General features: G+C 71.1%; 22 protein-coding genes and 1 tRNA gene. 13 read left to right on the forward strand and 10 right to left on the reverse strand.

The features are described 5' to 3' along the window. The first annotated feature begins 140 nt into the window (after window positions 1–140). Window positions 141–1,100: a transcriptional regulator GcvA gene (gcvA, locus tag KF737_RS11100; RefSeq protein WP_296454390.1), complete on the forward strand. Its 960-nt coding sequence runs from the start codon at window positions 141–143 to the stop codon at window positions 1,098–1,100. Window positions 1,101–1,138: 38 nt separating this feature from the next. Continuing rightward, window positions 1,139–1,756 (forward strand): hypothetical protein, encoded by a 618-nt coding sequence (locus tag KF737_RS11105; protein WP_296454392.1) that lies wholly within the window; start codon window positions 1,139–1,141, stop codon window positions 1,754–1,756. A 183-nt stretch (window positions 1,757–1,939) separates the two neighbouring features. Here the strand turns inward: KF737_RS11105 and KF737_RS11110 are convergent, their stop codons facing one another. After that, a complete protein-coding gene (locus KF737_RS11110) occupies window positions 1,940–2,254 on the reverse strand; it encodes an Hpt domain-containing protein (RefSeq protein ID WP_296454394.1) in 315 nt (104 codons plus the stop codon). 191 nt (window positions 2,255–2,445) lie between these two features. Further along, window positions 2,446–2,521 (reverse strand) — tRNA-Lys (locus tag KF737_RS11115). A gap of 303 nt (window positions 2,522–2,824) precedes the next feature. Between KF737_RS11115 and KF737_RS11120 the strand changes: the two genes are divergently transcribed. The 4 genes from KF737_RS11120 (at window position 2,825) to KF737_RS11135 (ending at window position 5,951) form a co-directional block, all read left to right on the forward strand. Beyond that, a complete protein-coding gene (locus KF737_RS11120) occupies window positions 2,825–3,559 on the forward strand; it encodes a LuxR family transcriptional regulator (protein ID WP_296454396.1) in 735 nt (244 codons plus the stop codon). An 87-nt stretch (window positions 3,560–3,646) separates the two neighbouring features. Continuing rightward, entirely contained in the window at window positions 3,647–4,087 is a 441-nt protein-coding gene (locus KF737_RS11125) for a hypothetical protein (protein WP_296454398.1), read from the forward strand. Between the two features lie 127 nt (window positions 4,088–4,214). Continuing rightward, window positions 4,215–4,922, forward strand: a complete 708-nt coding sequence (locus KF737_RS11130) for a PEPxxWA-CTERM sorting domain-containing protein (RefSeq protein WP_296454400.1) — start codon at window positions 4,215–4,217, stop codon at window positions 4,920–4,922. Window positions 4,923–5,294: 372 nt separating this feature from the next. After that, on the forward strand, window positions 5,295–5,951 hold the full coding sequence (locus KF737_RS11135) for a PEPxxWA-CTERM sorting domain-containing protein (protein WP_296454403.1): 657 nt from the start codon (window positions 5,295–5,297) through the stop codon (window positions 5,949–5,951). Window positions 5,952–6,478: 527 nt separating this feature from the next. Here the strand turns inward: KF737_RS11135 and KF737_RS11140 are convergent. After that, on the reverse strand, window positions 6,479–8,068 hold the full coding sequence (locus KF737_RS11140; protein WP_296454405.1) for a caspase family protein: 1,590 nt from the start codon (window positions 8,066–8,068) through the stop codon (window positions 6,479–6,481). Window positions 8,069–8,564: 496 nt separating this feature from the next. Between KF737_RS11140 and KF737_RS11145 the strand changes: the two genes are divergently transcribed. Beyond that, entirely contained in the window at window positions 8,565–8,792 is a 228-nt protein-coding gene (locus KF737_RS11145) for a hypothetical protein (protein WP_296454409.1), read from the forward strand. 111 nt (window positions 8,793–8,903) lie between these two features. Here KF737_RS11145 and KF737_RS11150 read toward each other — a convergent pair whose 3' ends face one another. Beyond that, entirely contained in the window at window positions 8,904–9,545 is a 642-nt protein-coding gene (locus tag KF737_RS11150; protein WP_296454411.1) for a cysteine hydrolase family protein, read from the reverse strand. A 169-nt stretch (window positions 9,546–9,714) separates the two neighbouring features. On the opposite strand from KF737_RS11150, the gene KF737_RS11155 reads away from it, so the two are divergent. The 6 genes from KF737_RS11155 (at window position 9,715) to KF737_RS11180 (ending at window position 16,696) form a co-directional block, all read left to right on the forward strand. Continuing rightward, window positions 9,715–11,091 carry a lipopolysaccharide biosynthesis protein gene (locus KF737_RS11155; protein ID WP_296454413.1) on the forward strand — a complete coding sequence of 459 codons (1,377 nt, stop codon included), beginning with the start codon at window positions 9,715–9,717 and terminating at the stop codon, window positions 11,089–11,091. Next, window positions 11,088–12,821 carry a fatty acyl-AMP ligase gene (locus KF737_RS11160; protein WP_296454415.1) on the forward strand — a complete coding sequence of 578 codons (1,734 nt, stop codon included), beginning with the start codon at window positions 11,088–11,090 and terminating at the stop codon, window positions 12,819–12,821. Before KF737_RS11155 ends, KF737_RS11160 begins: the two co-directional genes overlap by 4 nt. Before the next feature lie 132 nt (window positions 12,822–12,953). Further along, complete coding sequence (locus KF737_RS11165; protein ID WP_296454418.1) at window positions 12,954–13,886, forward strand: NAD(P)-dependent oxidoreductase; 933 nt, start codon at window positions 12,954–12,956, stop codon at window positions 13,884–13,886. A gap of 109 nt (window positions 13,887–13,995) precedes the next feature. Further along, on the forward strand, window positions 13,996–14,250 hold the full coding sequence (locus KF737_RS11170; protein ID WP_296454420.1) for an acyl carrier protein: 255 nt from the start codon (window positions 13,996–13,998) through the stop codon (window positions 14,248–14,250). Window positions 14,251–14,252: 2 nt separating this feature from the next. Continuing rightward, window positions 14,253–15,467: a pyridoxal phosphate-dependent aminotransferase family protein gene (locus KF737_RS11175; RefSeq protein ID WP_296454423.1), complete on the forward strand. Its 1,215-nt coding sequence runs from the start codon at window positions 14,253–14,255 to the stop codon at window positions 15,465–15,467. A gap of 86 nt (window positions 15,468–15,553) precedes the next feature. After that, window positions 15,554–16,696 (forward strand): trans-aconitate 2-methyltransferase, encoded by a 1,143-nt coding sequence (locus KF737_RS11180; RefSeq protein WP_296454425.1) that lies wholly within the window; start codon window positions 15,554–15,556, stop codon window positions 16,694–16,696. 171 nt (window positions 16,697–16,867) lie between these two features. Here KF737_RS11180 and KF737_RS11185 read toward each other — a convergent pair whose 3' ends face one another. From KF737_RS11185 to KF737_RS11210, 6 genes are all read right to left on the reverse strand, one after another. Further along, complete coding sequence (locus tag KF737_RS11185) at window positions 16,868–17,305, reverse strand: response regulator (RefSeq protein WP_367273225.1); 438 nt, start codon at window positions 17,303–17,305, stop codon at window positions 16,868–16,870. 147 nt (window positions 17,306–17,452) lie between these two features. Beyond that, window positions 17,453–18,145 (reverse strand): glycine zipper 2TM domain-containing protein, encoded by a 693-nt coding sequence (locus tag KF737_RS11190; RefSeq protein ID WP_296454427.1) that lies wholly within the window; start codon window positions 18,143–18,145, stop codon window positions 17,453–17,455. A 72-nt stretch (window positions 18,146–18,217) separates the two neighbouring features. Then, window positions 18,218–19,360, reverse strand: coding sequence for a hybrid sensor histidine kinase/response regulator (locus KF737_RS11195; RefSeq protein WP_296454429.1), 1,143 nt, complete (start codon window positions 19,358–19,360; stop codon window positions 18,218–18,220). Next, window positions 19,357–19,932: a chemotaxis protein CheB gene (locus tag KF737_RS11200; RefSeq protein WP_296454430.1), complete on the reverse strand. Its 576-nt coding sequence runs from the start codon at window positions 19,930–19,932 to the stop codon at window positions 19,357–19,359. Before KF737_RS11200 ends, KF737_RS11195 begins: the two co-directional genes overlap by 4 nt. Beyond that, window positions 19,929–20,765, reverse strand: a complete 837-nt coding sequence (locus tag KF737_RS11205) for a CheR family methyltransferase (protein ID WP_296454432.1) — start codon at window positions 20,763–20,765, stop codon at window positions 19,929–19,931. Before KF737_RS11205 ends, KF737_RS11200 begins: the two co-directional genes overlap by 4 nt. Then, entirely contained in the window at window positions 20,762–24,184 is a 3,423-nt protein-coding gene (locus KF737_RS11210; RefSeq protein ID WP_296454434.1) for a response regulator, read from the reverse strand. Before KF737_RS11210 ends, KF737_RS11205 begins: the two co-directional genes overlap by 4 nt. Between the last annotated feature and the right edge of the window lie 22 nt (window positions 24,185–24,206).

Genomic DNA, 24,206 nt, shown 5'->3' on the forward strand with positions numbered 1-24,206 from the left:
GACCTGAAGCCCGCCCCGCCGAACATCCACCGCCGAAAAGGGCCGATACAGCGGCGGACGCTTGCAATAAGGGCGGCGAGAGGCCACTTCGCAACCCGAGGACTTCTGCCGGGGCGTTGAGGAATTCTGGGCGGCTTTCGATGGATCAGCGGACCACACATCGCCGACGCCTTCCGCCGCTGAACGCGCTCAGGGCGTTCGAGGCCGCGGCCCGGCATCTCAACTTCAGCCGCGCCGCCGACGAGCTCTCGGTGACGCCCGGCGCCGTCAGCCAGCAGATCCAGAACCTGGAGGACTACGTCGGCGCGGCCCTCTTCAAGCGGACGCCCAAGGGCCTGCTGCTCACCGATGCGGCCCAGACGGCCCTCCCGGCGCTGCGCGAAGCCTTCGACCGGCTGGCCGAGGCCGCCAGCCTGCTCACCGCGGCCGTCGACGGGCGGCGCCTGACCATCACCGCCCCGCCCTCCTTCGCCGCCAAGTGGCTGGCGCCGCGGCTGGGGGCCTTCGAGCGGGCGCATCCGAACGTCGACGTCTGGCTGAACGCCGGCATGGACCTCGTCGACCTCAACGCCGGCGAGGTGGACCTGGCCCTGCGCTACGGCGGCGGGCGCTATCCGGGCCTGGAGGTGAAGCGGCTGGTCAGCGAGGCGGTGATCCCGGTGGCCAGCCCCGACCTCCTCGCCCAGACCCCGCTGGACCGGCCCGAGGACCTCGCCAACCACACCCTGCTGCACGATGGCTCGCCCGAGATCGACGACAGTTGCCCCGACTGGCCCATGTGGCTGGCGGCGCGCCAGCTTCGCGGCATCGACGGCCATCGCGGCCCGCGCTTCAACCAGTCCAGCCTGGTGATCGAGGCCGCCGCCAACGGCCGCGGCGTCGCGCTCGCCAAGCGCACCCTGGCCCAGGCCGACATCGACGCGGGGCGCCTGGTGGCGCCGCTCCAGATCGCCACCGCCGTCGATTTCGCCTACTATCTGGTCCACCCGAAGGCCAAGGGACGGCTCCCGCAGGTGAAGGCCTTCATCGGCTGGATCGAGGCGGAAGCGCAGGCGCACGAAGAGGCGCTGAGAGCCATCGACAACGGCGCGGGGATTTAGGCTAGGAAGCGCCCGGACTGGCGTTGGCAGGAGGTCTCGTGGCGTTGCTTGTGGCGACCGCTGCGCCCGCGGAGGCGCAGGAGCCGGGTTCGAACTATGTCCGCCGCCTGCGCCTGCAGGCGCAGCTCCAGACCCTGAACGCCGACCTCCTGTCCCACGACAGCGCCACCACCGTGCTGCAGGCGCTCTGCGACCGGCACGTCGCCGACGCGCCGACGATCCACGCCCGCCGCATCGGGACGCCGGCCGATCCCGCCGCGGCGAACGCGGCGCGGGCGGAGCTGGGCGCCGCCGCCAACGAGCCGATCCGCCTGCGCCGCGTCGAGCTGACCTGCGGCGAGGCCGTGCTGAGCCGCGCCGACAACTGGTACCTGCCGGGCCGCCTGACCGCCGGGATGAACGCGGCGCTGGAGCGTACGCAGACGCCGTTCGGCGTCGTCGTGCGCCCGCTGGCGTTCCAGCGCCGGACGCTCCTGGCGCGGCTGCTGTTCAACCCCCTGCCCTGCGGCTGGGAGGCGAAGGCGCCCGCCGGGCTCGACGAGCCCCTCGACCTTCCCGCCGAGGTGCTCCAGCACCGCGCGCTCCTGCAGACGCCGGACGGCCGCCCCTTCAGCCTGCTGGTCGAGACCTACACCTCCGCGGCGCTGATCGCCTAGGGGTCCGGGCTCAATTCTTTATAAGTGAATTCAATAACTTCCGCTCATCCCGGCGAATGCCGGGACCCAGATGGAATGGTGCAAGAGGAGTGGCCAGGGCCTCCGAGCCCCTCCAATCAGCCTCCGCGAGCGTGGATCTGGGTCCCGGCGTTCGCCGGGATGAGCGGTATCGAGTACGGATAGCTAGCCGCCGCCGATGCGGGTGAGGTAGCCCTCGATCTCGGCGACGGTCTCGTCCAGCAGCGCCCGAAGCTCGCCGACCCTCGACGCATCGCCATGCTCGACCCGGTCGGCGGCGTCGCCGAGACGGTTCGCGCCGATGCCGCGCGCCGCCCCCTTGATGGTGTGAGCCAGATCGCGCCGGTCGTCGCCCGGATCGGCCAGCTTGCCGCGCCAGATCTCGGCCTGGCCCTGGAACAGCGCCAGCACCTCGGTGACCACCTGGGTGTCCCCGGCGGTGAAGCTTTCGAGGTAGTCGAAGTCGACGAGCGGTTGCACGGCTCACCCCAGGCGCTTGTTGGCGACGGCCATATGCGGCGATTTTCCCGGATCAGGCTCGATCATGCGAGCCTCACGCCACCGTTCGGAATTCAGCGTCGCGGCCCTTCTTCGCCAAGGCTTCGAAGGGCATCCTGCTTCGCGTCGGACGTCTCCGCCAGTCCTGCGAAGCTCCTTGGAGCGAAACAGGATGGTGGGTGCTGGGGGATTCGAACCCTCGACCCGCTGATTAAGAGTCAGCTGCTCTACCAACTGAGCTAAGCACCCGCACGCTCCGATGCCTGGATGGGCCCGGCGGCGAGGGCGCGGAAAATACGCAAAATCGCGGCGTTGGCAAGGCGTCTTTACAGCGGCTCGTGGAAGGCCGGCGGCGACGGGTGATTGACACGGTGTCACCCGCCGCCGCCGTTGCGCAAGGCCGGAGTGTCGGACCGGCGCATCGACAAGTGTCCGCCGGCGCCTCCGCAACAGCCACCCCTGCGAATCGAGAGGTTGACTGGCCTCGATTTCGGAGCGGCGCCGCATTTGCTAATGTAGGGTTCCGTCGGATCGGGGGGCACGACCCGCATCATGTTGCAACGCGCGCTCACGTTCGCCGAACCCGCGCTCGCGGCGTCCACGCCGGACGAGGCCAGCCGTGGGTTCTTCGACGCCGTCGCCGGGGTCGGCGCGTCGTACCTGCAGACGCGGCTCTACCGGCGGCCGGTCACCCCGCTCACGTCGGCCACCCATTTCGCCGCGGGCGGGATCGTGGCGCGGATCGCGCCGTCGACCTGGCAGGCCGGCTCGGCGGCGTTCGACTACGTCTGTTTCGAGAACAACCCGCTGCTGGAGGCGATCCGGGGCGGCATGACGCGCTACCGCTTCACCGACTTCGCGCCGCGCGAAGACCGCAGCTTCGGCGCCTACTGGGAGGCCCTGGGCGAGGCCGGCATCGCCGACGCGGTCTGCGCCACCTCCTACGGCCGGCGCCGCATGATCGCCTCGCTGCACCTGGGCTTCCACGAGCCGGACCTCGCGCCCGACGACGTGCTCGCCGCCCAGATGGCGGGCCTGATGCTGACCGAGCGGCTGATGGCGTTCGCCGCCAACGACGAGGGCGAGGCGGACGACGTGCGCCTCACCGCCCGCGAGCGCGACGCGCTGGCCTGGGTGGCCGAGGGCAAGTCGGACTGGGAGATCTCGGTGATCCTGGGCGTGTCGGAGACCACCGTGCGCTTCCACGTCGACAACGGCCGCAAGAAGCTGGGCGCGGTGAACCGGGCGCAGGCGGTGGCGCGGCTGGCGGCGGCGCGGCTGATATAGCCTCATTTTCGCCCGTCGGGCGCGCGACCTTGACCCGCGGGAGTTGAGGCGCGTTCACTCAACGTCGGAGCATGTGAGGGGCAGGTCATGAGACGGGCCATTCTGGGTGTCCTGCTGGCGCTCGGCGTCGCGGGCGCGGCGGGCGCGGCGGAATATGTGGTGGTCGCATCCACCGATCCGGCCGTGAAGGTCGGCGCCTCGGTCGACGCCGGGCAGCGCCTGGCGCTGGGCGCGGGCCAGACCGTGCGGCTGATGAGCGCCTCGGGCGAGGTCTCCACCCTGAAGGGCGGCGCCTCGGGGGCGACGGTCCCGAAGGCGGCGGCGTCCGACCCGGTGCGGGTGCAGGCGCTGGCGGCGCTGGTCTCGCCGCCGCCGACGGGGCGGGTGTTCGGCGGACGTCGCGGCGGCGTGTGCCCCGACCCGGCCGACCTGAAGAGCTTCGACGCCATCCTGGCGGCGCAGGCGGGCGGCTGCGCCAGCGCGGCGCGCGAGGCGTTCGACACCTACCTGGCCAGGACCACGAAGTAGCGCGGCACACGTATCGCGCGCCGGGCCGTAGCCTCTGGCGTGTGCGGGCTTGCCCGATTCCCCAGCCGGCTTGACCATCCTTGCCGATTCGCGGCGGCCGGGCCGTCGCGACGCTTGGGGGGTCGACATGAAGCTCGCAGCAGCCTTCGGCGCGGTCGCCGCCGCAGGGGTCCTCACGTTCGCCAGCGCCGCCGGCGCCGCGGAGTGGATCGCCACCTACAAGGGCGTCGTGAACGGCGGCTACGACGCGACCGGCGTGTTCGGCGCCGCGGGCTCGGACCTCTCCGGCAAGGCGTTCACGGCGACGTTCCGCTACGACCTCACCTTCGCCTCCGTGACGGGCTCGCCCACCGGCGAGATGGCCGACTTCGCCGTGCTGGAGGCCATGATCTACATCGGCGACGGTTCGTACGATTTCGGGTCCGGCTTCGACAACCACATCCAGACCTCGACGGACTCCCTCTACCCGAACGGGCCGGGGTACGTGTACCACGCGGTCAGCACCGACTTCTTCGCCTCCCCGCTGTTCTACTTCCTCGAGAGCCTGACGCTGGCGGGCGGAGCCGCGGCGCCGGCGTTCCTGGGCCAGGCGGTCGCGGAGACGGCGATCGTGAATCCCGGCGACGGCGGCCCGGCGGACTACGTCGGGTTCTTCAGCATCGACAGCAACTTCCTGGGCTCCGGCGCCAACGCCTATGGCGACCTGCGGCCCGAGAGCTACTCGGTGGCCGAGGCGCCGACCGCCGGCGTGCCCGAGCCCACGACCTGGGCGCTGATGATCCTGGGCTTCGGTGCGGCGGGCGCGAGCCTGCGTCGGCGCACCGTCAGGGCGTAGCGACCACGCCGCCCACTTTCGGGGACGCCATCCCCCCCTCCGCTCATCCCCGCGCATGCGGGGACCCAGACTTCCCTTGGAGCCGCTCGGCGCGCTGGTAGCGGGCCAGAAGCAAGCCTGGGTCCCCGCATGCGCGGGGATGAGCGGTTTGGGGAAGGGTCGGTGTCGGCGCGAACCTTCAGGCGCGCCGGGGCGCGTCGGCGCCGCATGGATTCAACCACGGACCACACGAACGCCTCCGGGCTGAACCCGCCCCCTGAGCACACCCCGGCCCGCTCGTTCGCGGCGCACAAGCTCGCCCCTCGCGTGCGCCCACTTGACCGCGCGCCGACGGAGCGTTCGTTAGCGGATCGTCTTCACGGGGAGGCTTCGATGCGCAGGTTCAGTATGGCGGCGGCGGCAGCCGCGCTCACGATAGCCGGGCCGGCCGCAGCGGCGGTCACCGTGCAGATGAGCGGCACGATGGACACCAAGGAACTCGGCAGCGGACTCCTGTCCCCCCAACTGGATGCCGACTTCGCCCACGACGTGCCGATGGCATGGACCTTCACCATGACCTTCGAGGACCCCGGCCAACAGGGCTATTGGGACGCCTCGGCCTGGGCCTTCACCCTGGGCGACCTGTCGTTCGACAGCACCACCACCACGGCGGAGGCGGCCTATGCCTACAACGTCTCCATCCAGACGAACTACACGATAGTCCTGTGGGGGGACTTCGCGCCTTCGCTCCCCGGTGACGAACTCCTCCTCCTGTCCACAAATTTCCTGCGGCTCCCGACGGGTGGGCCGCGCTCGCCCTCTACAGATCCCGCCGACTACTTCGCCGCACGGACGCAGGACGCCGGAGCGACCGTCAGGGGATATCCCGGCTCCGACAGCGTTCGGTTCTTCGGCTCGATCACGAGCATCAGCTTCGACGGCGCGTTCCTCCCCAACCAGGGCGTCCCCGAACCCTCGACCTGGGCGCTGATGATCCTGGGCTTCGGCGCCGCCGGCGCGATGCTCCGCCGCCGCCCCCTCAGGGCCTGACGCCCCCCCCCCCGCTCATCCCCGCGCACGCGGGGACCCAGACTTCCCTTGGAACCGCCCGGCGCGCTGGTAGCGGGCCAGAAGCAAGCCTGGGTCCCCGCATGCGCGAGGATGAGCGGAGGGGGGGGAAGGGCCAGCGTCGGCGCCGCATGGATTCAACCACGAACCACACGAACCACACGAACGGGCCGTGGGTGCGTCCGGCGGCGGGTTCATCCCGGAGACGTTCGTGTGGTCCGTGTGGTCCGTGGTTCGAAAAACAGGACGCCCGCGGCGCGCCGGGCGGTCAGCCGTCGCCCTCGGTGCCGCCCGCCCCGGCGGATGGGTCGCGCCGTGAGAGGAAGCAAGCCTGGGTCCCCGCATGCGCGGGGATGAGCGGTTGGGGGAAGGGCCGGTGTCGGCGCGAACCTTCAGGCACGCCGGGGCGCGTCGGCGCTGCATGGATTCAACCACGAACCACACGAACAACACGAACGCCTCCGGGCTGAACCCGCCCCCTGCGTCGGCGCAAGGCCGCCGTCGCCTGGCTACGGCCCCGTGTAGAGCTCGCCCAGGCTCATGGCGGCCTGGCCCTTGCCCGCGTCGAGCTCGTCGCGGATGAGGCCGGCGGCGACCAGGGCGTCGCGGCGGCCGTCGATGCGCCTCAGCGCCGTGCGCAGCGCCCTGGGCTCTGACGGCGTGGAGATCGCCACGACGTTGTCGACCCCGAACGGCTTCACCGCCTTGGTGCGGGCCATGACCACGCGCGACTGCCCGGCCGCCATCTGGCCGTTCCCGTCGCCGTCCAGCGGGTAGAGCAACTGCACCGTGCCGTCGCCGGCGAGGTTGAAGGCGGTGAGGTAGGCGGCCGGGCCCCTGTAGGTCACCGCCAGGTCGACGCTCTCGCCGTTCCTGTAGAGCTTGCCGCGCGGCTTCGGCCCCACGTCGACGCGCAGCACGCGCTCGTTGGCCGAGCCCGCGAGCTGGCCGATGGCCTTGCGCTTGTTGATGACGCCGGTCATCTGCTCGTCGGTGGTCACCTGCTCGGCCACGCGGTCGCCGCGGCTGTCGGTCACCCAGCCCTCCTTGGCGTTCCAGGTGAGGTCGGGGATGCCGCGCGGGATCGAGGCCCAGGGCCCCTTGCCGGCCAGCAGGTCGGCGGCCTGGTCGTCGGCGGCCTTCACCTCCACCGGGCGCTCGTCGGCGGGCGGCGGCTTCAGCGGCTGGAAGATCACGCTGCGCTCGTTGCGCGGCGGCACGGCGGCGGACGACCACTGCTGGGTCGAGGACAGCTCGCGCGTGCGGCTCTCCAGCGACGACACGAGTTCGGCCAGCGACAGGCGGCCGTCGTCGTCGAGGTCGGCGGCGAGGCGGCCGTTGGGCCGGCGCTCCTGCAGCGCGCCTTCCAGGGCGTAGGTCAGCAGGCCGCGCGACGGGCTGTCGCCGCGGGGCAGCGGGCCTTCCAGCGCGAACTGGTCGTCCTGGGCGGCGCCCACGTAGACGAGGTTCGGCGGGTCCTCGGACGAGGGCGCCTTGGCCGCCGGGTCCGGCGGGCTGGGCGGCAGCGAGATCGCCATCGGGTTGTCGAGCGCGGTGCGCCGCTTGAACACGTTGGGGCCGACCGCGCGGTTCATGGTGCCCGAGTGGCAGGCGTCGGCGATCTGCAGCACGTTCACGCTGGTCGGGAAGAAGTTCACCAGCCAGCCGCGCAGGTCGTCGTCGAGGATGAACTGGTTGGGGTCGGGCTTGGAGACCCTGAAGCCCGACAGCGCCATGAACTCGTCCAGGCCGTCGGTCTCGGTGGGGTCGTTCGACTTCGCCTGCGCGCCGTGGCCGGCGTAGTAGAAGATCACCCAGTCGCCCGGCTTGCTGCGCTTGCCCAGGGCCTCCAGCGCCGAGCGGATGCTGGCGCGGGTGGCGGCCTGGTCGTTGATGGTGACGATGTCCTTGGCGCCCTGGGCCTGGAGCACGGACTTCAGCGCGTTGGCGTCGTTCGGCGGGCCGTCCAGCGAGGGGATCGGCGCGGTGTAGTGCGAGACGGCCACGATGAGGGCGCGGATCTCGGCCTGCGCCGGCGCGGCGACGGCGGTCGCGGCCGCCAGGCCCATCAGCGCCACCCGGGCAAGGTTCTTGAACATCGCGCGGCCCCTACTCTGCTCTCTCACATACGAAGGCGACGCCGCCCCGGCTGCGGCAAGCGTCGCCGGGGATGATAGGCGGGACTGTGGACGCGGCGAAGCCGCAATGGATCGAACCGCGGAATGACGCGGAAGTGCGCCCCTGCCGCAGCCACGCCGGGGACGGCCTTCCGCCTTCCTTCCTTTCCGCGTCATTCCGCGTATTCCGCGGTTCAAGGAACGAAGACGCCCCCAGGTGTGGAGCCTGGGGGCGTTTCTCGGCGCGCGGTCCTCTGGCGAGGACACCTGGCCGGCTCAGGCTTCCCTGTCGGGGGGCGTTGGGAAGCCTGCGTGTTCAATGCCCCTGAAGGGCGCGCGTTCCGTCGTCTCCGAGAAAAACAATGGGCCGCCGGAGCGGGCGTCTCCGGGGCATCTGGTCGGCCGGGCGACATAGGAACATAAGCTCCCCGCCCGTGGTTGCCCGCCTGCTCCGATCCGGAGCCACAAGGAGATGACGATGGGCCAGGACAACAACATGGACAACCAAGGCCGCCGCCCCGACCAGCAGCAGGACAACCCGTCCCAGCAGCAGCCGAACCAGCAGAACCAACAGCGCGACCAGCAGGGCCAGAACCAGGGCCAGAGCGGCCAGCGCATCGACACCGACGGCGACGGCCGCACCCGAGACCCGAACGACACCCGCCCCACCGACGACGGCGGCCGCGGCGCCCCCGTCCAGCGCTGACAGCGCCTCGACCCACACGCGAACGCCCGCCGGCCACGGCGGGCGTTTTCGTCTGGGCGGCGGCGCGCATAGACCGTCATCCCGGCCGCAGCGCAGTGGAGAGCCCGGACCCTACTGGTCCGCGGCGACCCAGGCGGCGAGGCTGAGGCGCGCGGTCGAGGCCGTTTCCGCCGCCAGGCTGCGCTGCATGATCTGGAGCGCCCAGGCCTTGTGGTCGGGACTGCCGCCGGCGGTGGCGTCCTCGGGGACCCAGAGGTCGTAGGCGCGCATGTGGGCGTCGGCGGCCGTGAACAGCACGCAGATGTCGGTGGCGAGGCCGGTCAGGATGAGCCGGTTCACGCCCAGGCGGGGCAGGAGGGCCGGCAGGCTGGTGGCGTAGAAGCCCGACACCTGCGGCTTCACGACGAAGTAGTCGCGGCTCCGCGGCCGGATGCGGCGCGTCAGGGTCCGCGCGCCCTCCCCGGCGTGCTCGCAATGGGCGAGGATGCCGCCCCGGCCCGAACGCCATTGCCCGTAGTTGTCGTTCACGTAGATCACCGGCACGCCCGCGGCGTCGGCGTCGCGGCGCAGGGCCTTGACGACCCGGGCGGCCTCCAGCGCCGCGTCCGCCATCGCCGGCGCGCTCGCGAAGGCCAGGTCGTTGATCATGTCGACGATCAGCAGCGCCACGCCGCCGGCCGCGGCCTGCGCCGCGGCGGTCTCGCGCACGAGTTGGGCGTCGCTCATGCGCGCGTCCGACTTGTCCTTCGCCATCGGCATCCTCTCCCACGCCAAACGCGACAGTCGCGCCCATGGCTCCCGCGCGTCCGGGGCGCAAAACGGGCGGGGCCGCGCCCGAACGCCGCTTGGCGTCGCCCCGCCCGGCGCGATACTGACAGCGCGTCGCGTTCAGGGCGGCGAATCCAGGAGTATCCTTGCCGCCATGACGGCTTCCCAGGCGGAGCAGATCGCCGGCGTGCGGCCGATCCTGAAGCGCGTGGTGGCGAACGCGGGCAAGCTGCTGGGCGGCCGCACCGTCAACGCGCTGCTGGGCATCGGCGTGATGGCGATCGCGGCGCGGGCGCTGGGGGCGCCGGTGCTGGGCGTGCTGGTGCTGATCCAGGCGTTCGTGGCGTTCCTGGCCGACGTGGTCGAGTTCCAGTCGTGGCAGACGGTGCTGCACTATGGCTCGCGCCCGCTGGCCGAGGGGCGGACGGCCGATTTCCAGCGGGTGGTGCGGTTCTCGTGCGTGCTGGACGCGGCGAGCGCGGCGCTGGCGCTGGCGATCGGGGTCGTGGGCTCGTTCCTGTTCGCCGGGCATCTGGGGTGGACTGCGGCCGAGGCGCCGATGGCGGCGCTGTTCATGGTGACGGCGGTGTTCACGGTCTCGGCGACGCCGACGGGGCTTCTGCGCCTGTTCGACCGGTTCGACGTGATGGCGCGGCAGGCGGCGCTGATCGCCTTCATCCGGCTGGTCGCGAGCGCGGTGGCGTGGGCGCTGGGGGCCGGGCTGGAGGGGTTCCTCGTGGCCTATTTCGTGGCGACGCTGGGGAGCTGGCTCTACTTGGCGGGCTCGGCCTACGCGGAGCTGAAGCGGCGCGGGCTGACCGAGGGCTGGTCGTGGCGCGGGCCGCTGACCGAGGGGATGCCCGGCATCTGGCGGTTCGCCTGGAACACCAACATCGCCGCGGCCCTGGACGTGGCGTTCACCCACGCGGCGACCCTGATGGTGGGGGCGATGGCGGGGCCGACGCAGGCGGCGTTCTGGCGCGTGGGCCGGCAGGTGGCCGACGCCATGGCCAAGCCCGCGAAGCTGCTGACGCCGGCGCTCTATCCCGAGCTGGCGCGGCTGCGGGCCGACGACCACAGCCACGCCATGTGGCGGCTGGCGCGCAACGTGGGCCTGCTGGCGGGCGGCGTCGGGCTGCTCCTGATGACGGCGACGGTGGTGTTCGGGGACGCGCTGCTGGGCGCGGTGCTGGGCGACGCGTTCGCCGCGGCGGGCGACGTGATGACGTGGCAGGTGGCCGCCGCCGTGATCGGGATCTGCGCGCTGCCGCTGGAGCCGCTCTTGATCTCCATCGGCAAGCCGGAGGCGGCGGTGCGGGTGCGCCTGGCGGTCGGCGTCGTGTTTCTGGGCGCCCTGCCCTTCCTCATTTCGCGGTTCGGCCTTATAGGCGCGGGCGCCGGCCTGGCTGCGGCGGCCGGCGCCCTTGCCCTGGGCATGCTGTGGTTCATCCTCAGAGAGAACGGGAATCGCGAGGCGGCGGCGGCGACGCCGCCCCCGGCGACCGTGAAGACGTTGGAAGGCGACGATTGACTGCTGAGACCCCTCCCGCGCCGAGCCCCACGCCGACCGCGCCTGAGCGGCCCTTCCGGCTGGACGGCTTCGCGACGCTGATCGAGGCGCTGGACTTCGCGGCCGGCGGCCCGACCGGGATCAACCTCTACGGGCTGCGCGGCGAGCTCAGCGCGGCGATGACCTACGGCGAGCTGCGCGCCAGGGCGCAGGCGATGGCCGCGCGCCTGCTGGCGGCGGGCCTGAAGACGCACGACCGCGTGGGCCTGGTGGCCGAGACCGACGCCGACTTCGTGGTCGCCTTCTTCGCCTGCCAGTACGCGCGGCTGACGCCCGCGCCCCTGCCGCTGCCGGCCCCGCTGGGCGGACGCGAGGCGTATGTGGAACAGATCGGCCGGATGCTGACGTCGGCCAGGGCCGCCGCCGTGTTCGGGCCCGAGAGCATGCTGCCGTGGCTGGAAGAGGCCGCGAAGGCCGCGGGCGCAGGGATCGCCGGCCGCGTGGCGGACCTGCCGGACGCGGCTGCGGTCGACCTGGAAGCTCCGAAAGCGGACGACCCCTGCTACGTGCAGTTCTCCTCAGGGAGCACGCGCAATCCGACCGGCGTGCTCTGCACCCATGCGGCGCTGATGGCCAATGCGGGCGCGGCGACGATGCACGGGCTGAAGGTCACGCCGGACGACCGGGCGATCTCGTGGCTGCCGCTCTATCATGACATGGGGCTGGTCGGGTTCCTGCTGATGCCGCTGTCGGCGCAGATGTCGATCGACCTGATGCCCACGGGGGCGTTCGTGCGCCGGCCGCTGCTCTGGCTCGACCTGATGTCGAAGAACGGCGGGACCATCAGCTACAGCCCCTCGTTCGGCTATGAGCTCTGCGCCAAGCGGGGCGACGGCACGCGCGAGGGCCTGAAGCTCGGCCAGTGGCGCGTGGCCGGGTGCGGCGGCGACATGGTGCGGCCGGGGCCGCTGACGGCGTTCGCCGAGCGGTTCGCGGCGGCGGGCTTCAGCGCGACGGCCTATGTGGCGAGCTACGGCATGGCCGAGGCGACGCTGGCGCTGACCATGGCGCCGCTGGGCCGCGGGCTGGTGTTCGACCAGGTCGACGTGACGCGGATGGAGAAAGACGGCGCGATCGTGACGGGGGCCGGCGCGCGGGCGCGGGGCTTCGTCCGCTGCGGGCCGATCTTCCCGGGCCACGAGCTGGAGGTCCGCAACGCCGCCGGCGCGGTCGTGCCGGAAAAGCAGGTGGGCCGCATCTTCGTGCGCGGGCCGTCCCTGATGCGCGAGTATTTCGGCGACCGGGCCGCGACCGAGGCGGTGCTGTCGGCGGACGGCTGGCTGGACACCGGCGACCTCGGCTACCTGACCGACGGCGAGATCGTGCCGACCGGCCGCGCCAAGGACCTGATCCTGCTGAACGGCCGCAACGTCTGGCCGCAGGACCTTGAATGGACGGCGGAATCCGAGGTCGAGAAGCTGAAGAGCGGCGATGTCGCGGCCTTCTCCGTCGACCAGGACGCCGGTGAGACACTGGTGGTGCTGGTGCAGGCCCGCTCGGGCGACGCGGCGGTGCGCGCGGCGCTGGTGAGCGACGTGGCGGCGGTGCTGCGCGCGCGGCACGGCGTCGAGGCGCAGGTCGAGCTGGTGGGCCACAACGCCCTCCCCCAGACCTCGTCGGGCAAGCTCTCGCGCTCGAAGGCCCGGGCGCTGTTCCTCAGCGGCGCCTTCAAGCAGGAGGAGCCGGCCTGACCTTTCCGCTCATCCCGGCGAATGCCGGGACCCAGATCCAAACTCTGTCGGCGGATGGGATCAGCCTTGGGCCGCAGCGCCGGGCGCTGAGTCCTGCCATCTGGGTCCCGGCATTCGCCGGGATGAGCGGAGGTGGATAGGCTCGTCGCCGTGACCGGCGCCACGGGGTTCCTTGGCCGGCAGCTCGTGAAGGTGCTCTCCGACGACGGCTGGCGGGTGCGCGTGCTGGCGCGGAAGGACCCGATCGACCCGCTGTGGCGCGACGCCTGCCCCGAGGTGGTGGTGGGCGACCTCGCCGACCTCTCCGCGCTGTCGCGGCTGGCGAAGGGCGCGGACGTGGTGATCCATGCGGCCGGCGTGGTGAAGGGGGCGAACCGGGCGGCGTTCGACCGGGTGAACGTCGAGGGCGCGCACCGGGTGGCGCTGGCGGCCCGGGACGTGGCCCACACGGTGCTGGTGTCGAGCCTGACGGCGCGCGAACCCTCGCTGTCGCACTACAGCGCCAGCAAGCGGGCCGGCGAAGAGGCGATGCGCACGGTGCTGGGGCCGCGCCTGTCGGTGGTGCGGCCGTGCGCGATCTACGGCCCCGGCGACCGAGAGTTGCTGCCTGTCTTCCAGGCGGCCGACGCGCTGCCGGTGCTGCCGGTGCTCTCGGAGACGGCGCGGGTGGCGATGATCCACGTCGAGGATGCGGCGCGCCGCACGGCTGCGGTTGCTGCGGCGCCGTGCGAGGGCCGGGTGACCGCGCTCTGCGACGACCGGCCGGGCGGCTACGCCTGGCGCGAGCTGATGGCCCAGGCGGCGCGCGCGTGCGGCAGGACGCCGCGGTTCGTGCGCGCGCCGGGCGCGATCGTCCGCGCCATCGGAATCACAAATGATTTCACTGCGCTGCTGGGCGGGGCCCCCATGCTGACGTCGGCCAAGGCCCGGGAGCTGCTGCATCCGGACTGGGCGGTGTCGCAGGCGGAACAAACACAAGGCTTCGCGCCGGCCCGCTACGACCTCGCCGCCGGCTTTTCGATGACGGTGGCGTGGTACCGCAGTGCGGCATGGATGAAACATTAGCTGCGGTTTTGTGACCTAGGACCGCTCCCGCGGTAGAAATTGGAATCGGACATGGTTAGGTACGCGGCTGGCGTAAGCAGCGAAGAAACGGGCCGTGGGGGGCTCAGGCATGGTTGAACTGGCGACGGATCTGACCGTCCGTGAGGTCGCGCGAGCGGCCGAGACGGTTCTGGGCCGCACCGTCCAGGTCACCTCCGAGACCGACATCGCCCGGGACCTGGCCGTAGATTCGCTTGCGCTGATGAACATCGTCATGGAGCTTGAGGATCGGTTCGATCTCTCGATTCCCCTCGATCGTCTGGCGACGGTGCAGACGGTTGGCGATCTCTCCGATCTGATCAACAAGCTGCGGGTGAAGGCTTAACGATGGGGCTCCTCGACAAGCATCTGGGCTATCGCGCCCCGCTCGACGGCATTCGCGCTGCGGGCGCCGATCCGTCGTCCGTGCGATTCGACGCCGTGCTCTCCCCCACCGAGGGCATGCTGGACGGCCGCAAGGTCATCCTGCTCGGCACCAACAACTACCTGGGCCTGACGTTCGACCCGGACTGCATCGAGGCGTCGGCCGACGCCGTGAAGCAGTGGGGCACCGGCACCACCGGCTCGCGGTTCGCCAACGGCACCTTCGCCGGCCACACGGCGCTGGAGACGGCGCTGGCCAAGTTCTACGGCCGCAAGCACGCCATGGTGTTCACCACCGGCTACCAGGCCAACCTGGGCGGCATCTCGGGCCTCGTGGGCCGGGGCGACCACCTGATCCTGGACGCCGACAGCCACGCCTCGATCTACGACGCGGCCAAGCTCTCGGGCGCCGAGGTCATCCGCTTCCGCCACAACGACCCCGACGACCTGGCCAAGCGCCTGCGCCGCATGGGCGACGCCGCCAGGGGCAGCCTGATCGTGGTCGAGGGCATCTACTCCATGATCGGCGACGTGGCGCCGCTGAAGGAGATGGTGGCGATCAAGAAGGAAGCCGGCGCCTACCTGCTGGTGGACGAGGCCCATTCGATGGGCGTGCTGGGCGCGAAGGGCCGCGGCCTGGCCGAGGCCGCCGGCGTCGAGGCCGACGTCGACTTCATCGTCGGCACCTTCTCCAAGAGCCTGGGCGCCGTGGGCGGCTTCCTGGTCTCGGACGAGGACAACTTCGACCTGCTGCGCATCGTCAGCCGGCCCTACATGTTCACCGCCTCGCTGCCGCCGGCGGTCATCGCCTCGACGCTCACGGCGCTGAAGCGGCTGGAGGAGGATTCCAGCCTGCGCACCCGCCTCGCCGCCAACGCCGACCGCCTCTACGACGGCCTGCGCGACATGGGCTACGCGGTGGGTCCCCACGCCAGCCCGATCACCGCCGTCGTGATGCCCGACCAGGCCACCGCGGTGATGATGTGGAACGCGCTGCTGGCCAAGGGCGTCTACCTCAACCTCGCCATCCCGCCGGCCACGCCGGAGAACAAGTCCCTGCTCCGCTCCTCCGTCAGCGCGGCCCACACCGCCGAACAGCTCGACGAGGTGCTGGCGATCTTCGAAGAATTGGGCCTGGAATACGGCCTCCTCCAGCGCGCCAGGCGAGCGTCGGCGTAGCGACGGCAACCGCGCGTTGGGGGCCTCCCCCCTCTGGACGTGGCGCAGAGGGGGCTGGGGCGGGTCGGTCCTGCTAGGCTGCCCGCATGCAATTCGCCGATCTGAAACCTGCGTATCAAGGCTTCGTCCGCGACCGCCTGCGCCGGGCGGGATTCCAGCCGGAAACGTTCCATCTCGACATCCCGCCTCAGGACGAGATGTTCAATCGTGGCGTGCTGCCGGGTTATCCGGGGCGGCCAGGGGCGGCCGTCTACCGCTATATCGAATCCGCGCTGCGGACGTTCGACGTGTATGGGCGACTCGCGGAGTCCATCGGCGGGTTCGGGCAGATCCGGCGGGCGCTTGACTTCGGGTCCGGATACGGGCGGCTCACGCGCGCACTGGTCCATCGGGTCGAGCCCCGGCGGATATGGGCCTGCGACATCTACGCCGAAGCGGTAGCCTGGCAGGCCGAGACCTTCGGCGTGAATGGCCTGGTCTCGGTCTCCGATCCCGACCGCTTCGCCCTCGAACAGGAGCATGAGGTGGTCTTCGCCGCCTCGGTCTTCTCCCATCTTCCCGATGGCCTGTTTCAGCGCTGGCTCGCGCGCCTCTACGATCTCGTTTCGCCTGAAGGACTCCTGGCCTTCTCCGTCCACGACGCGAGCTTCGCGCCGGGCGACCAACCGATCGGCGCGGCCGGGATCGGCTACGGGCTGTGGAGCGAGAGCCAGACGCTTGATCCTGCCATCTATGGCATGAGCTACGTCACGGTCGAATATGTGACGGCGGCGATCGCCTCGGCATGTGGAGACGATGCGGCGCGGAACCTGCGACGCTATCCGCGGGCCTTGTTCGAGAGTCAGGACTTGTACGTCGTGCCCAAGGCCAGGCTCGGCGCGCAGAGCCACGACATCACCATCGTGCCGATCGGCGGCTTCGTCGGACAGCCGCCGGCGGATTGCTGGGTCGGCTGGGGCCTGGATTCGAATACGGGTTGTCAGATCGTCCGGGCTGAACTCTTCGTCGACGGCCGGCCTGTCGCCTCGGCGGTCCCCACCCCCGACAACCACGCGGTGATGAAATACTTTCCGGGCGCGCCGAACATCGCGGTGGCATGGGCGTTTCCCCGGATCGACGTCGGTGCGGACACGCCTCTCCGCGTCGATCTGATCAGCAGTTCCGGCACGATCGGGCATTGCTACGCCCTGGCCGGCGCCATGGCCGACGGTGGTCTTGTCAGATCGTAGGGTCTGAGCAGCTCGCCCCCCGCGCATGACGCCATGGCCGTCGGTCGAACCGCAGAGATCGCGGAGATTCGCAGAGGATTCCGGTGCATCCGCGACCTCTCCGCGGGTCTCCGCGATCTCTGCGGTTCATGAATCAATCCGTACCGCTTGGAACGAGCGGAGAGTGTCGCGTCAGCGACGCCGGCCCTGCAGGGCGGCGCGGAGCGCGTGTTCGAGGGCGCGTTCCTGGTAGGGCTTGTCCAGCACCGACGTCCCGCCGTGGCGGTCGTTGAGGCCCGAGGCGCCGTAGGCGGTCGCGAAGATGAAGGGGATCCCCCGCGCCTCCAGGGCGTCGGCGACCGGGAAGACCTTCTCGCCGGCGATGTTCACGTCCAGCACCGCCACGTCGACGGGCTCCACGGCCAGCCGTTCCAGGGCCTCCGAAACCGTCGCGGCCGGGCCGACGACGTCGCAGCCCAGCGACCGCAGCCGGTCCTCCAGCAGGGCCGCGACGATGAATTCGTCCTCGACGACGAACACCCGCGCATCGCGCAGGACGTCGCCGCCTCGCCGGCCGCCGGACAACGGAAACGCAGAAGACCCCGGCCCGCCGGCCGCCGCAAAACTCATGCTCGCCTCTGCCCCGCACTCGACCCGACGCCCTAAAGCGCCGCGATGCGGGCCGCATGTCAACCCATGCGCGAAAACAGCCGGCGCCCGACTCGCCTTTCGCGGGAAACGCCGCCCGGGCATCGGGCCGCCCGTCGCGGGGACGCCCTAGTCGCGGCGGTCCCAGCGGATCTGGGCGTTGAGGGCGTCGAGGCGGGCCATGAGAGTGTCGCTCTCGCGGGCGCTGAGCCGGCCGTCGCGCATGTAGCCGCGCTCCTCGCGGCGGATGTCCTGCAGGATGGCCATGGCGCGCTGGGCCTCGCGGCGCGAGAGGGCGCCGGAGTTGCGGCTGCGCACGATGCGCTGCTCCAGCCAGGTGCTGCGGGCGCGGATGTCCGTCGGGGCGTCGCGCCAGTCGGAGCGCGTGCGATAGCTGGCTTGCGCGCCGTAGCCGCCGGCGTTCATGGCCCAGCGGCCGTCGCGGTCCCAGCCGCCGGCCGGGGGCGCGCCGGCGATCCAGTCGCCGTTGCGGTCGTAGTAGCCCTCCGCGTAGGCGCGGTCGACGTCGGTCGCGTGCCAGGTGTTGTTGTTGTCGTAGTAGCCGTAGGCGCGGCGGCAGTCGCCGGAGCCCTTGGACACCTGGTTGCCGATCACGGCGCCGCCGACGCCGCCGATGACGGCGCCTTCGGTGCGGTCGCCCTTGCCGGCGACGGCGCTGCCGGCGAGCGCGCCCAGCACCCCGCCCACGACCGTGCCCGCAGTGCGGTTGGCGCGACGCTCCTCGCAGGTCTGCTGCGCGGCGGCGAGCGAGGGGATGAGGGTCAGGGCGGCGATGCCGGCGGCGATCACGGGGTAGCGCATGGGGAACTCCACGGGTGGCGGTGACCACAGAAACCCCTCATGGCCAAGCTGGTTCCGGTCGCGTGCGGCCGTTCAGTCCTGGAGCACGGGCATGCGCAGCCGGAAGGTGCTGCCCCGGCCGGGCTCGCTGGCGGCCAGCCCTATGGCGCCGCCGTGCAGCTCCATGAGCTGCTTGCCGAGCGCCAGGCCGATGCCCAGGCCTTCCTGCGCGCGCTCGGTGGGGCTCTTCACCTGGGCGAACAGGTCGAAGATCTTCGACTGCATGGCCGGCGGGATGCCGATGCCGGTGTCGGTGACGTCCACTTCGGCGACGCCGTCGACCACGCGCGCCGCCAGCGTGATGCGCCCGCCCGCCGGGGTGTAGCGGGCGGCGTTGTTGAGGAGGTTGCTGACCACCTGCGCGAGGCGCGTGGGGTCGGCGTGGAGGGCCACCGGCTCGGCCGGGATGTCGATGCTGAACGCATGGCGCGCGGCGTCGATCTGCGGCCGGCTGGCCTCCACCGCGAACTCGAGGACGGTCCGCAGCGACACCCGGTCCTTCCGCAGCGAGATCTTGCCCTGGTCGATGCGGGAGATGTCGAGCATGTCGTCGACCAGGCGCGTCAGGTGGGCCACCTGGCGTTCCATCTGGCCATGGATCTCGCCGACCTTCTGCGGATCCCGGGGCCGGCGCAGGAAATGCAGGCCGGCGCTCAGCGCCATCACCGGGTTGCGGATCTCGTGGCCGAGGACGGCGAGGAACTCGTTCTTGTTGCGGTCGGCCGTCGTCAGCGCCTCGGCGAGGGCCTCCAGTTCGTCGCGCTGGGCGATGATCTGGCGGCGCTGCTGGTGCAGGTCGAAGAAGACGTTGGCCTTGCTGCGCAGGATGTCGGCTTCGATCGGCTTCTGCAGGAAGTCGACGGCGCCCGCCTCGTAGCCGCGGAACCGCCGCTGGCGGTCGGCCACCCCGGCGGTCAGGAAGATGATCGGCACATGGCGCGAGACCTCGGCGCCGCGCATGAACTCGGCGAGCTGGTAGCCGTCCATGCCCGGCATCTGCACGTCGAGCAGCGCCAGCGCCACGTCGTGGGTCAGCAGCAGCTCCAGCGCCTCGTCGCCCGAGCGGGCCTTCAGGCAGGCCAGCCCCTCGCGCTGCAAGAGCGCCTCCAGGGCCAGCAGGTTCTCCTGCAGGTCGTCGACCAGCAGGAAGTGGATCGGGTCGCCCACGCCGTTCATGCCGTCCCCAGCTTCAGCAGGTGCGAGGCGATGGCCTCCAGGCTCATGCATCTGGCGCCGCGGCCGGCCTTCAGCGCCGCCTCGGGCATGGCGGGCGCGTAGGCGTCCGCCGGATCCTCGACCAGCGCCTCGCCGCCCGCGGCGACGACGGCGCGCAGGCCCTCGGCGCCGTCGGCGTTGGCGCCGGTCAGCACGACGGCGGTCAGGCGCGCACCGAAGGCGTCGGCGGCGCTTTCGAACAGGACGTCGATGGCCGGGCGGGACATGTTCACAGGCTCATCCGAGGACAGCGAGAGGGTCTCGTCGGCCTCGACCAGCAGATGGTAGTCGGCCGGGGCGAAATAGACGAAGCCCGGCTGGGCCGGCTCCTTGTCCTCGGCCTCCTTCACCGCGACCTTCGCGCGGGCCTGGAACAGCGGAACCAGCGCGTTGTCCCGGCCGGCCGGGACGTGGACCACCACCAGCACCGGGTGCGGATAGTCGGCGGGCAGCGCCGGCAGGATCTTCAGGAGCGCCTGGACGGCGCCCGCCGAGCCGCCGATCGCGACCGCCCTTTCGAGGCCGCCCCTCATGCGTCCTGCCTCTGGTAGATCTTCTCCTCGCGCACGAAGTCGGTGAACGCGCCCGCGTGGCTGGAGAAGCGCAGGCTCTCCTTCGAGCCCAGGCCCAGGAAGCCCTTGCGGGCCAGGGAGTCACGGAAGAGGCCGATGGCGCGGTCCTGCAGCGCGCGGTCGAAGTAGATCAGCACGTTGCGGCACGAGATCAGGTGCATCTCGCCGAACACCGCGTCGGTCACCAGGCTGTGGTCGGAGAACACGACCCGGCTGCGGAGCGACTTGTCGAAGATCGCGCGGCCGTAGTCGGCGGTGTAGTAGTCCGAAAGCGAGGATCGGCCGCCCGACTTCTGGTGGTTCGTCGTGAACTTCTTGACCTGGTCCAGCGGGTAGACGCCCGCCTCCGCCGCCTTGAGCGCGGCCGGGTTGATGTCGGTGGCGTAGAAGATCGTCCGCTCCTCCAGCCCCTCCTCGCGGAACAGGATGGCCAGCGAATAGACCTCCTCCCCGTGGCTGCAGCCGGCGACCCAGACCTTGAGCGACGGATAGGTCTTCAGGTGCGGCAGCACCCTCTCGCGGAGCGCGCGGAAGTAGCCGGGATCGCGGAACATCTCGCTGACCTGGACCGTGAGGTAGCCCAGGAGCCGGCCCAGGGTGGCGGGATCGTGCAGCAGGCTCTCCTGCATCGCCGAGAGGCTCGCGAAGCCGAGCTGGTCGCGGGCCTGCACGAGGCGCCGCTTGATCGAGGCGCGGGCGTAGTTGCGGAAATCGTAGTGATAGCGATGGAACAGCGCGTCCAGCAGCAGCCGGATCTCCAGGTCCTCGACGTTGCCGCGCACCACCGGGCTCACCGCGGCATCCAGACCCGCACGAGGGAGAGGAGCCGGTCCACGTCGATCGGCTTGGCCATGTAGTCGTTGGCGCCGGCCTCGAGGCAACGCTCCTGGTCGTCCGGCATGGCCTTGGCGGTCAGCATCACGATGGGAAGGTCGGCCCAGCGGTCATCGTTCCGGATCCGCCGCGTGGCCTCCAGGCCGTCCATCACCGGCATCATGACGTCCATGAGCACGAGATCGATCGCCGGGGCCCCGTCCTCGTCGGACTGCGCCAGGGCGTCCAGCGCCTCCTGGCCGTTGCGCGCGATCTGCACCGAAGCGCCGCGGGGCTCGAGCACACTGGTCAGCGAGTAGATGTTCCGCACGTCGTCCTCCACGACGAGGATGCGGCGGCCCTCCAGCACCGAGTCGCGGTTGCGCGCCTTGCGGATCATCCTCTGCTGCTCGGGCGGCAGTTCGGACACCACCTGGTGCAGGAAGAGCGAGACCTCGTCGAGGAGGCGCTCCGGCGACTTCGCGCCCTTGATGATGATCGAGTGGGAGTAGCGGCGCAGGCGCTGCTCGTCGTCGGCCGAGAGGTCGTGGCCGGTGTAGACGATGACCGGCGGGAAGGCCTGGTCGCCCTGGCTGAGCGTCTCCAGCAGCGAGAAGCCCGAGGCGTCCGGCAGCGACAGGTCCAGCACCATGCAGTCGAAGGTCTCGGCCTTCAGCTTCTCCAGGCACTCCGCGGCGGTGCCGACGCCCACGGCCTGGACGTCGCCGGTGGCGAGCAGGCGGCTCACCGCGTCGCGCTGGACCTCGTCGTCCTCCACGATCAGCACGCGGCGCATGGTCCGCGTGAGCTGCGACTCGAGGCCCTGGAGCACCTCGGACAGCTTCTCGCGCGGGACCGGCTTCACGAGGTAGCCGACGGCGCCCAGCGACAGCGCGGTCTGGCTGTGGTCAGAGCCCGAGACCACGTGGATCGGGATGTGCCGGGTCGCCTCGTCGCGCTTGAGGCGGTCGAGGACCGTGAGGCCGGACTGGTCCGGGAGGCCCACGTCCAGCACGATCGCGTGCGGCTTGAACTGCGCGGCGAGCCCCAGCGCCTCCTCGGCGGTGCCGGCGACCAGGCATTGGAAGCCGAGCTCGCGCGACAGGTCGCACACGATGCCGGCGAACGCCGGATCGTCCTCGATGACCAGCAGCAGGCGGCGCGCGTCGCTCAGGTCGTCGCGGTCGTCGGCCACCCTGGGCGCGGGGGACGGCCGTCGCATGCGGGACGCCTCGGCGGGGGGCGAGGGCGACAGGGCGGCCGGCGCGTCCCGCGGCGCGACCTCGGCGGGGTCGTAGACCAGCGGGATCGCCAAGGTGAAGGTGCTGCCCTCGCCCGGCGTGCTTTCCAGCGAGATGGCCCCGCCCAGCAGCCGGCCGAGCTCGCGCGAGATCGACAGCCCCAGGCCCGTCCCGCCGTAGCGGCGGCTGATGGCGCCGTCGGCCTGCCGGAACGCCTCGAAGATGCTCTGCTGCTGCTCGGGGGAGATGCCGATGCCGGTGTCCTTCACCGCCAGCGCCAGCTCGTCGGCGCCCCTGCGGCGGATCGACAGCTCCACGCGGCCCGTCTCGGTGAACTTGAAGGCGTTGGAGAGCAGGTTCTTGAGGATCTGCTCCAGCCGCTGGCGGTCGGTTTCGATGGCGCCCGGCACGTCGTCGGCGACGGCGATCCCGAAGGCCAGCCCGCGCGCCTCGGCGACCGGCTGGAAGACGTTCCTGATGTCGTTGGTCAGCCGGCTGACCGGCAGGGTCTCGGACTGGATCTGAAGCTGGCCCGCCTCGATCTTCGACAGGTCCAGGATGTCGTTGATCAGGATCAGGAGGTCCTCGCCCGACGACTGGATCGTCCGCGCATACTTGATCTGGTCGTCCGTGAGGTTGCCCTCGCCGTTGTCGCCCAGCAGCTTCGACAGGATCAGCAGCGAGTTCAGCGGCGTCCTGAGTTCGTGGGACATGTTGGCGAGGAAGTCGGTCTTATACTGGCTGGCCTGCTCCAGCTCGCTGGCCTTCAGCTCGATGGCCGCCGTGGTGCGCTCCAGCTCGTCGCGCTGGGCCTCCAGCGTCTGCGCCTGTTCCTCGAGCTGGCTGTTGGTCTGCTCCAGCTCGACCTGCTGCTGCTCCAGGCGGACCTGCTGCTCCTTCAGGGCCCGGCCCTGTTCCTCCAGCTCCTCGTTGGAGACCCGCAGCTCCTCGCTCTGCACCTGGAGTTCCTCGGACTGCCGCTGGGTCTCCTCCAGGGCGTCCTGCAGTTGGGTGCGATAGCGCGCCGAGCGCAGCGCGATGCCGATGGCCGGGGCGCTGCGGGCCAGGAGCTCCAGCACCTGCTCGTCGACGGGGTGCAGGAAGCCGATCTCGATCACGCCGTTGACCACGTCGTCGGCGGTGGCCGGCGCGATCACCAGGTGGCGCGGCCTGTCGCGCCCGAGCGCCGAGCCGACGGTCAGATAGCCTTCCGGGAGGTCGTGGATCACGAGGGCCCGTCCCTCGGCCGCCACCTGGCCCAGCAGCCCTTCCTTCAGGCCGAACTGCTCCGGGATGGCGGCGTCGGCGGGCACGCCCAGGGTCGCGACCCGGCGGAAGTCGTCGCCGTCGCTCTTGAACACCGCGCCGGCCTGGGAGCCGACGTAGCGCGCGAGGAACGCCAGGATGCCGTCCGCCAGTTGCTCGACCGACTTGTCGCCCATCATCGAGGCGCCGAGCTGGACCTGGCCGGCCTGCAGCCATTCCTGCCGGGCCCGGGCGCGGGCGTTGCGGCGGATCAGGCCGAACACGATCACGGTCAGCAACGCGCCCAGCAGGCCCGACAGCAGGCTGCTCAGCACCGCCGAGCTCTGCGACGCCTGCATGTCGCCGACGCGGATCACCCGCAGGCGCTGTTCCTCGCGCCGCATCACCTCCAGGCGCGTGCGGATGGCCTCCATCTCGACCTTGCCGCGGTCGGTGTCCACCACCGCCTGGGCGGCGGCCGCGCCCCGCGCCTGGCGCAGGTCGATGGTCTCCTTCAGCTCGGCGAGCTTGGAGGCGATGTTGCGCTTGAGCTGCGCGACGTTGGTCTGCTGGACCGCGTTGTCGGCCGTCAGCGACGCCACCGCCTCCATGCTCGACTCCGCCTCCGCGGCCGCGCGGCGGTAGGGCTCGAGGTAGCGGTCGTTGCCGGTCAGCAGGTAGCCGCGCTGGCCCGTCTCGGCGTCCTGGATGGTCGAGAGCAGGTCGTCCAGGGCCACGATCACTTCGTGCGAATGGCGGATCCGGGCGTTGTTCTCCTGCAGCGCCATGACGTTCAGGTACGAGATCGAGCCGCTGACCAGGAAGAAGGTCAGCACCACCACGAGGCCGAGCGTCGTCCACACGTCGACGCGCGATCCGAACTGCGAGGCGAGGCTGGAACGGGACTGCGGCATCGACGCCCTGACAAAACTGAGA

Origin of the sequence: Phenylobacterium sp. (genome assembly GCF_019636135.1) — a bacterium.
GTDB lineage: Bacteria > Pseudomonadota > Alphaproteobacteria > Caulobacterales > Caulobacteraceae > Phenylobacterium.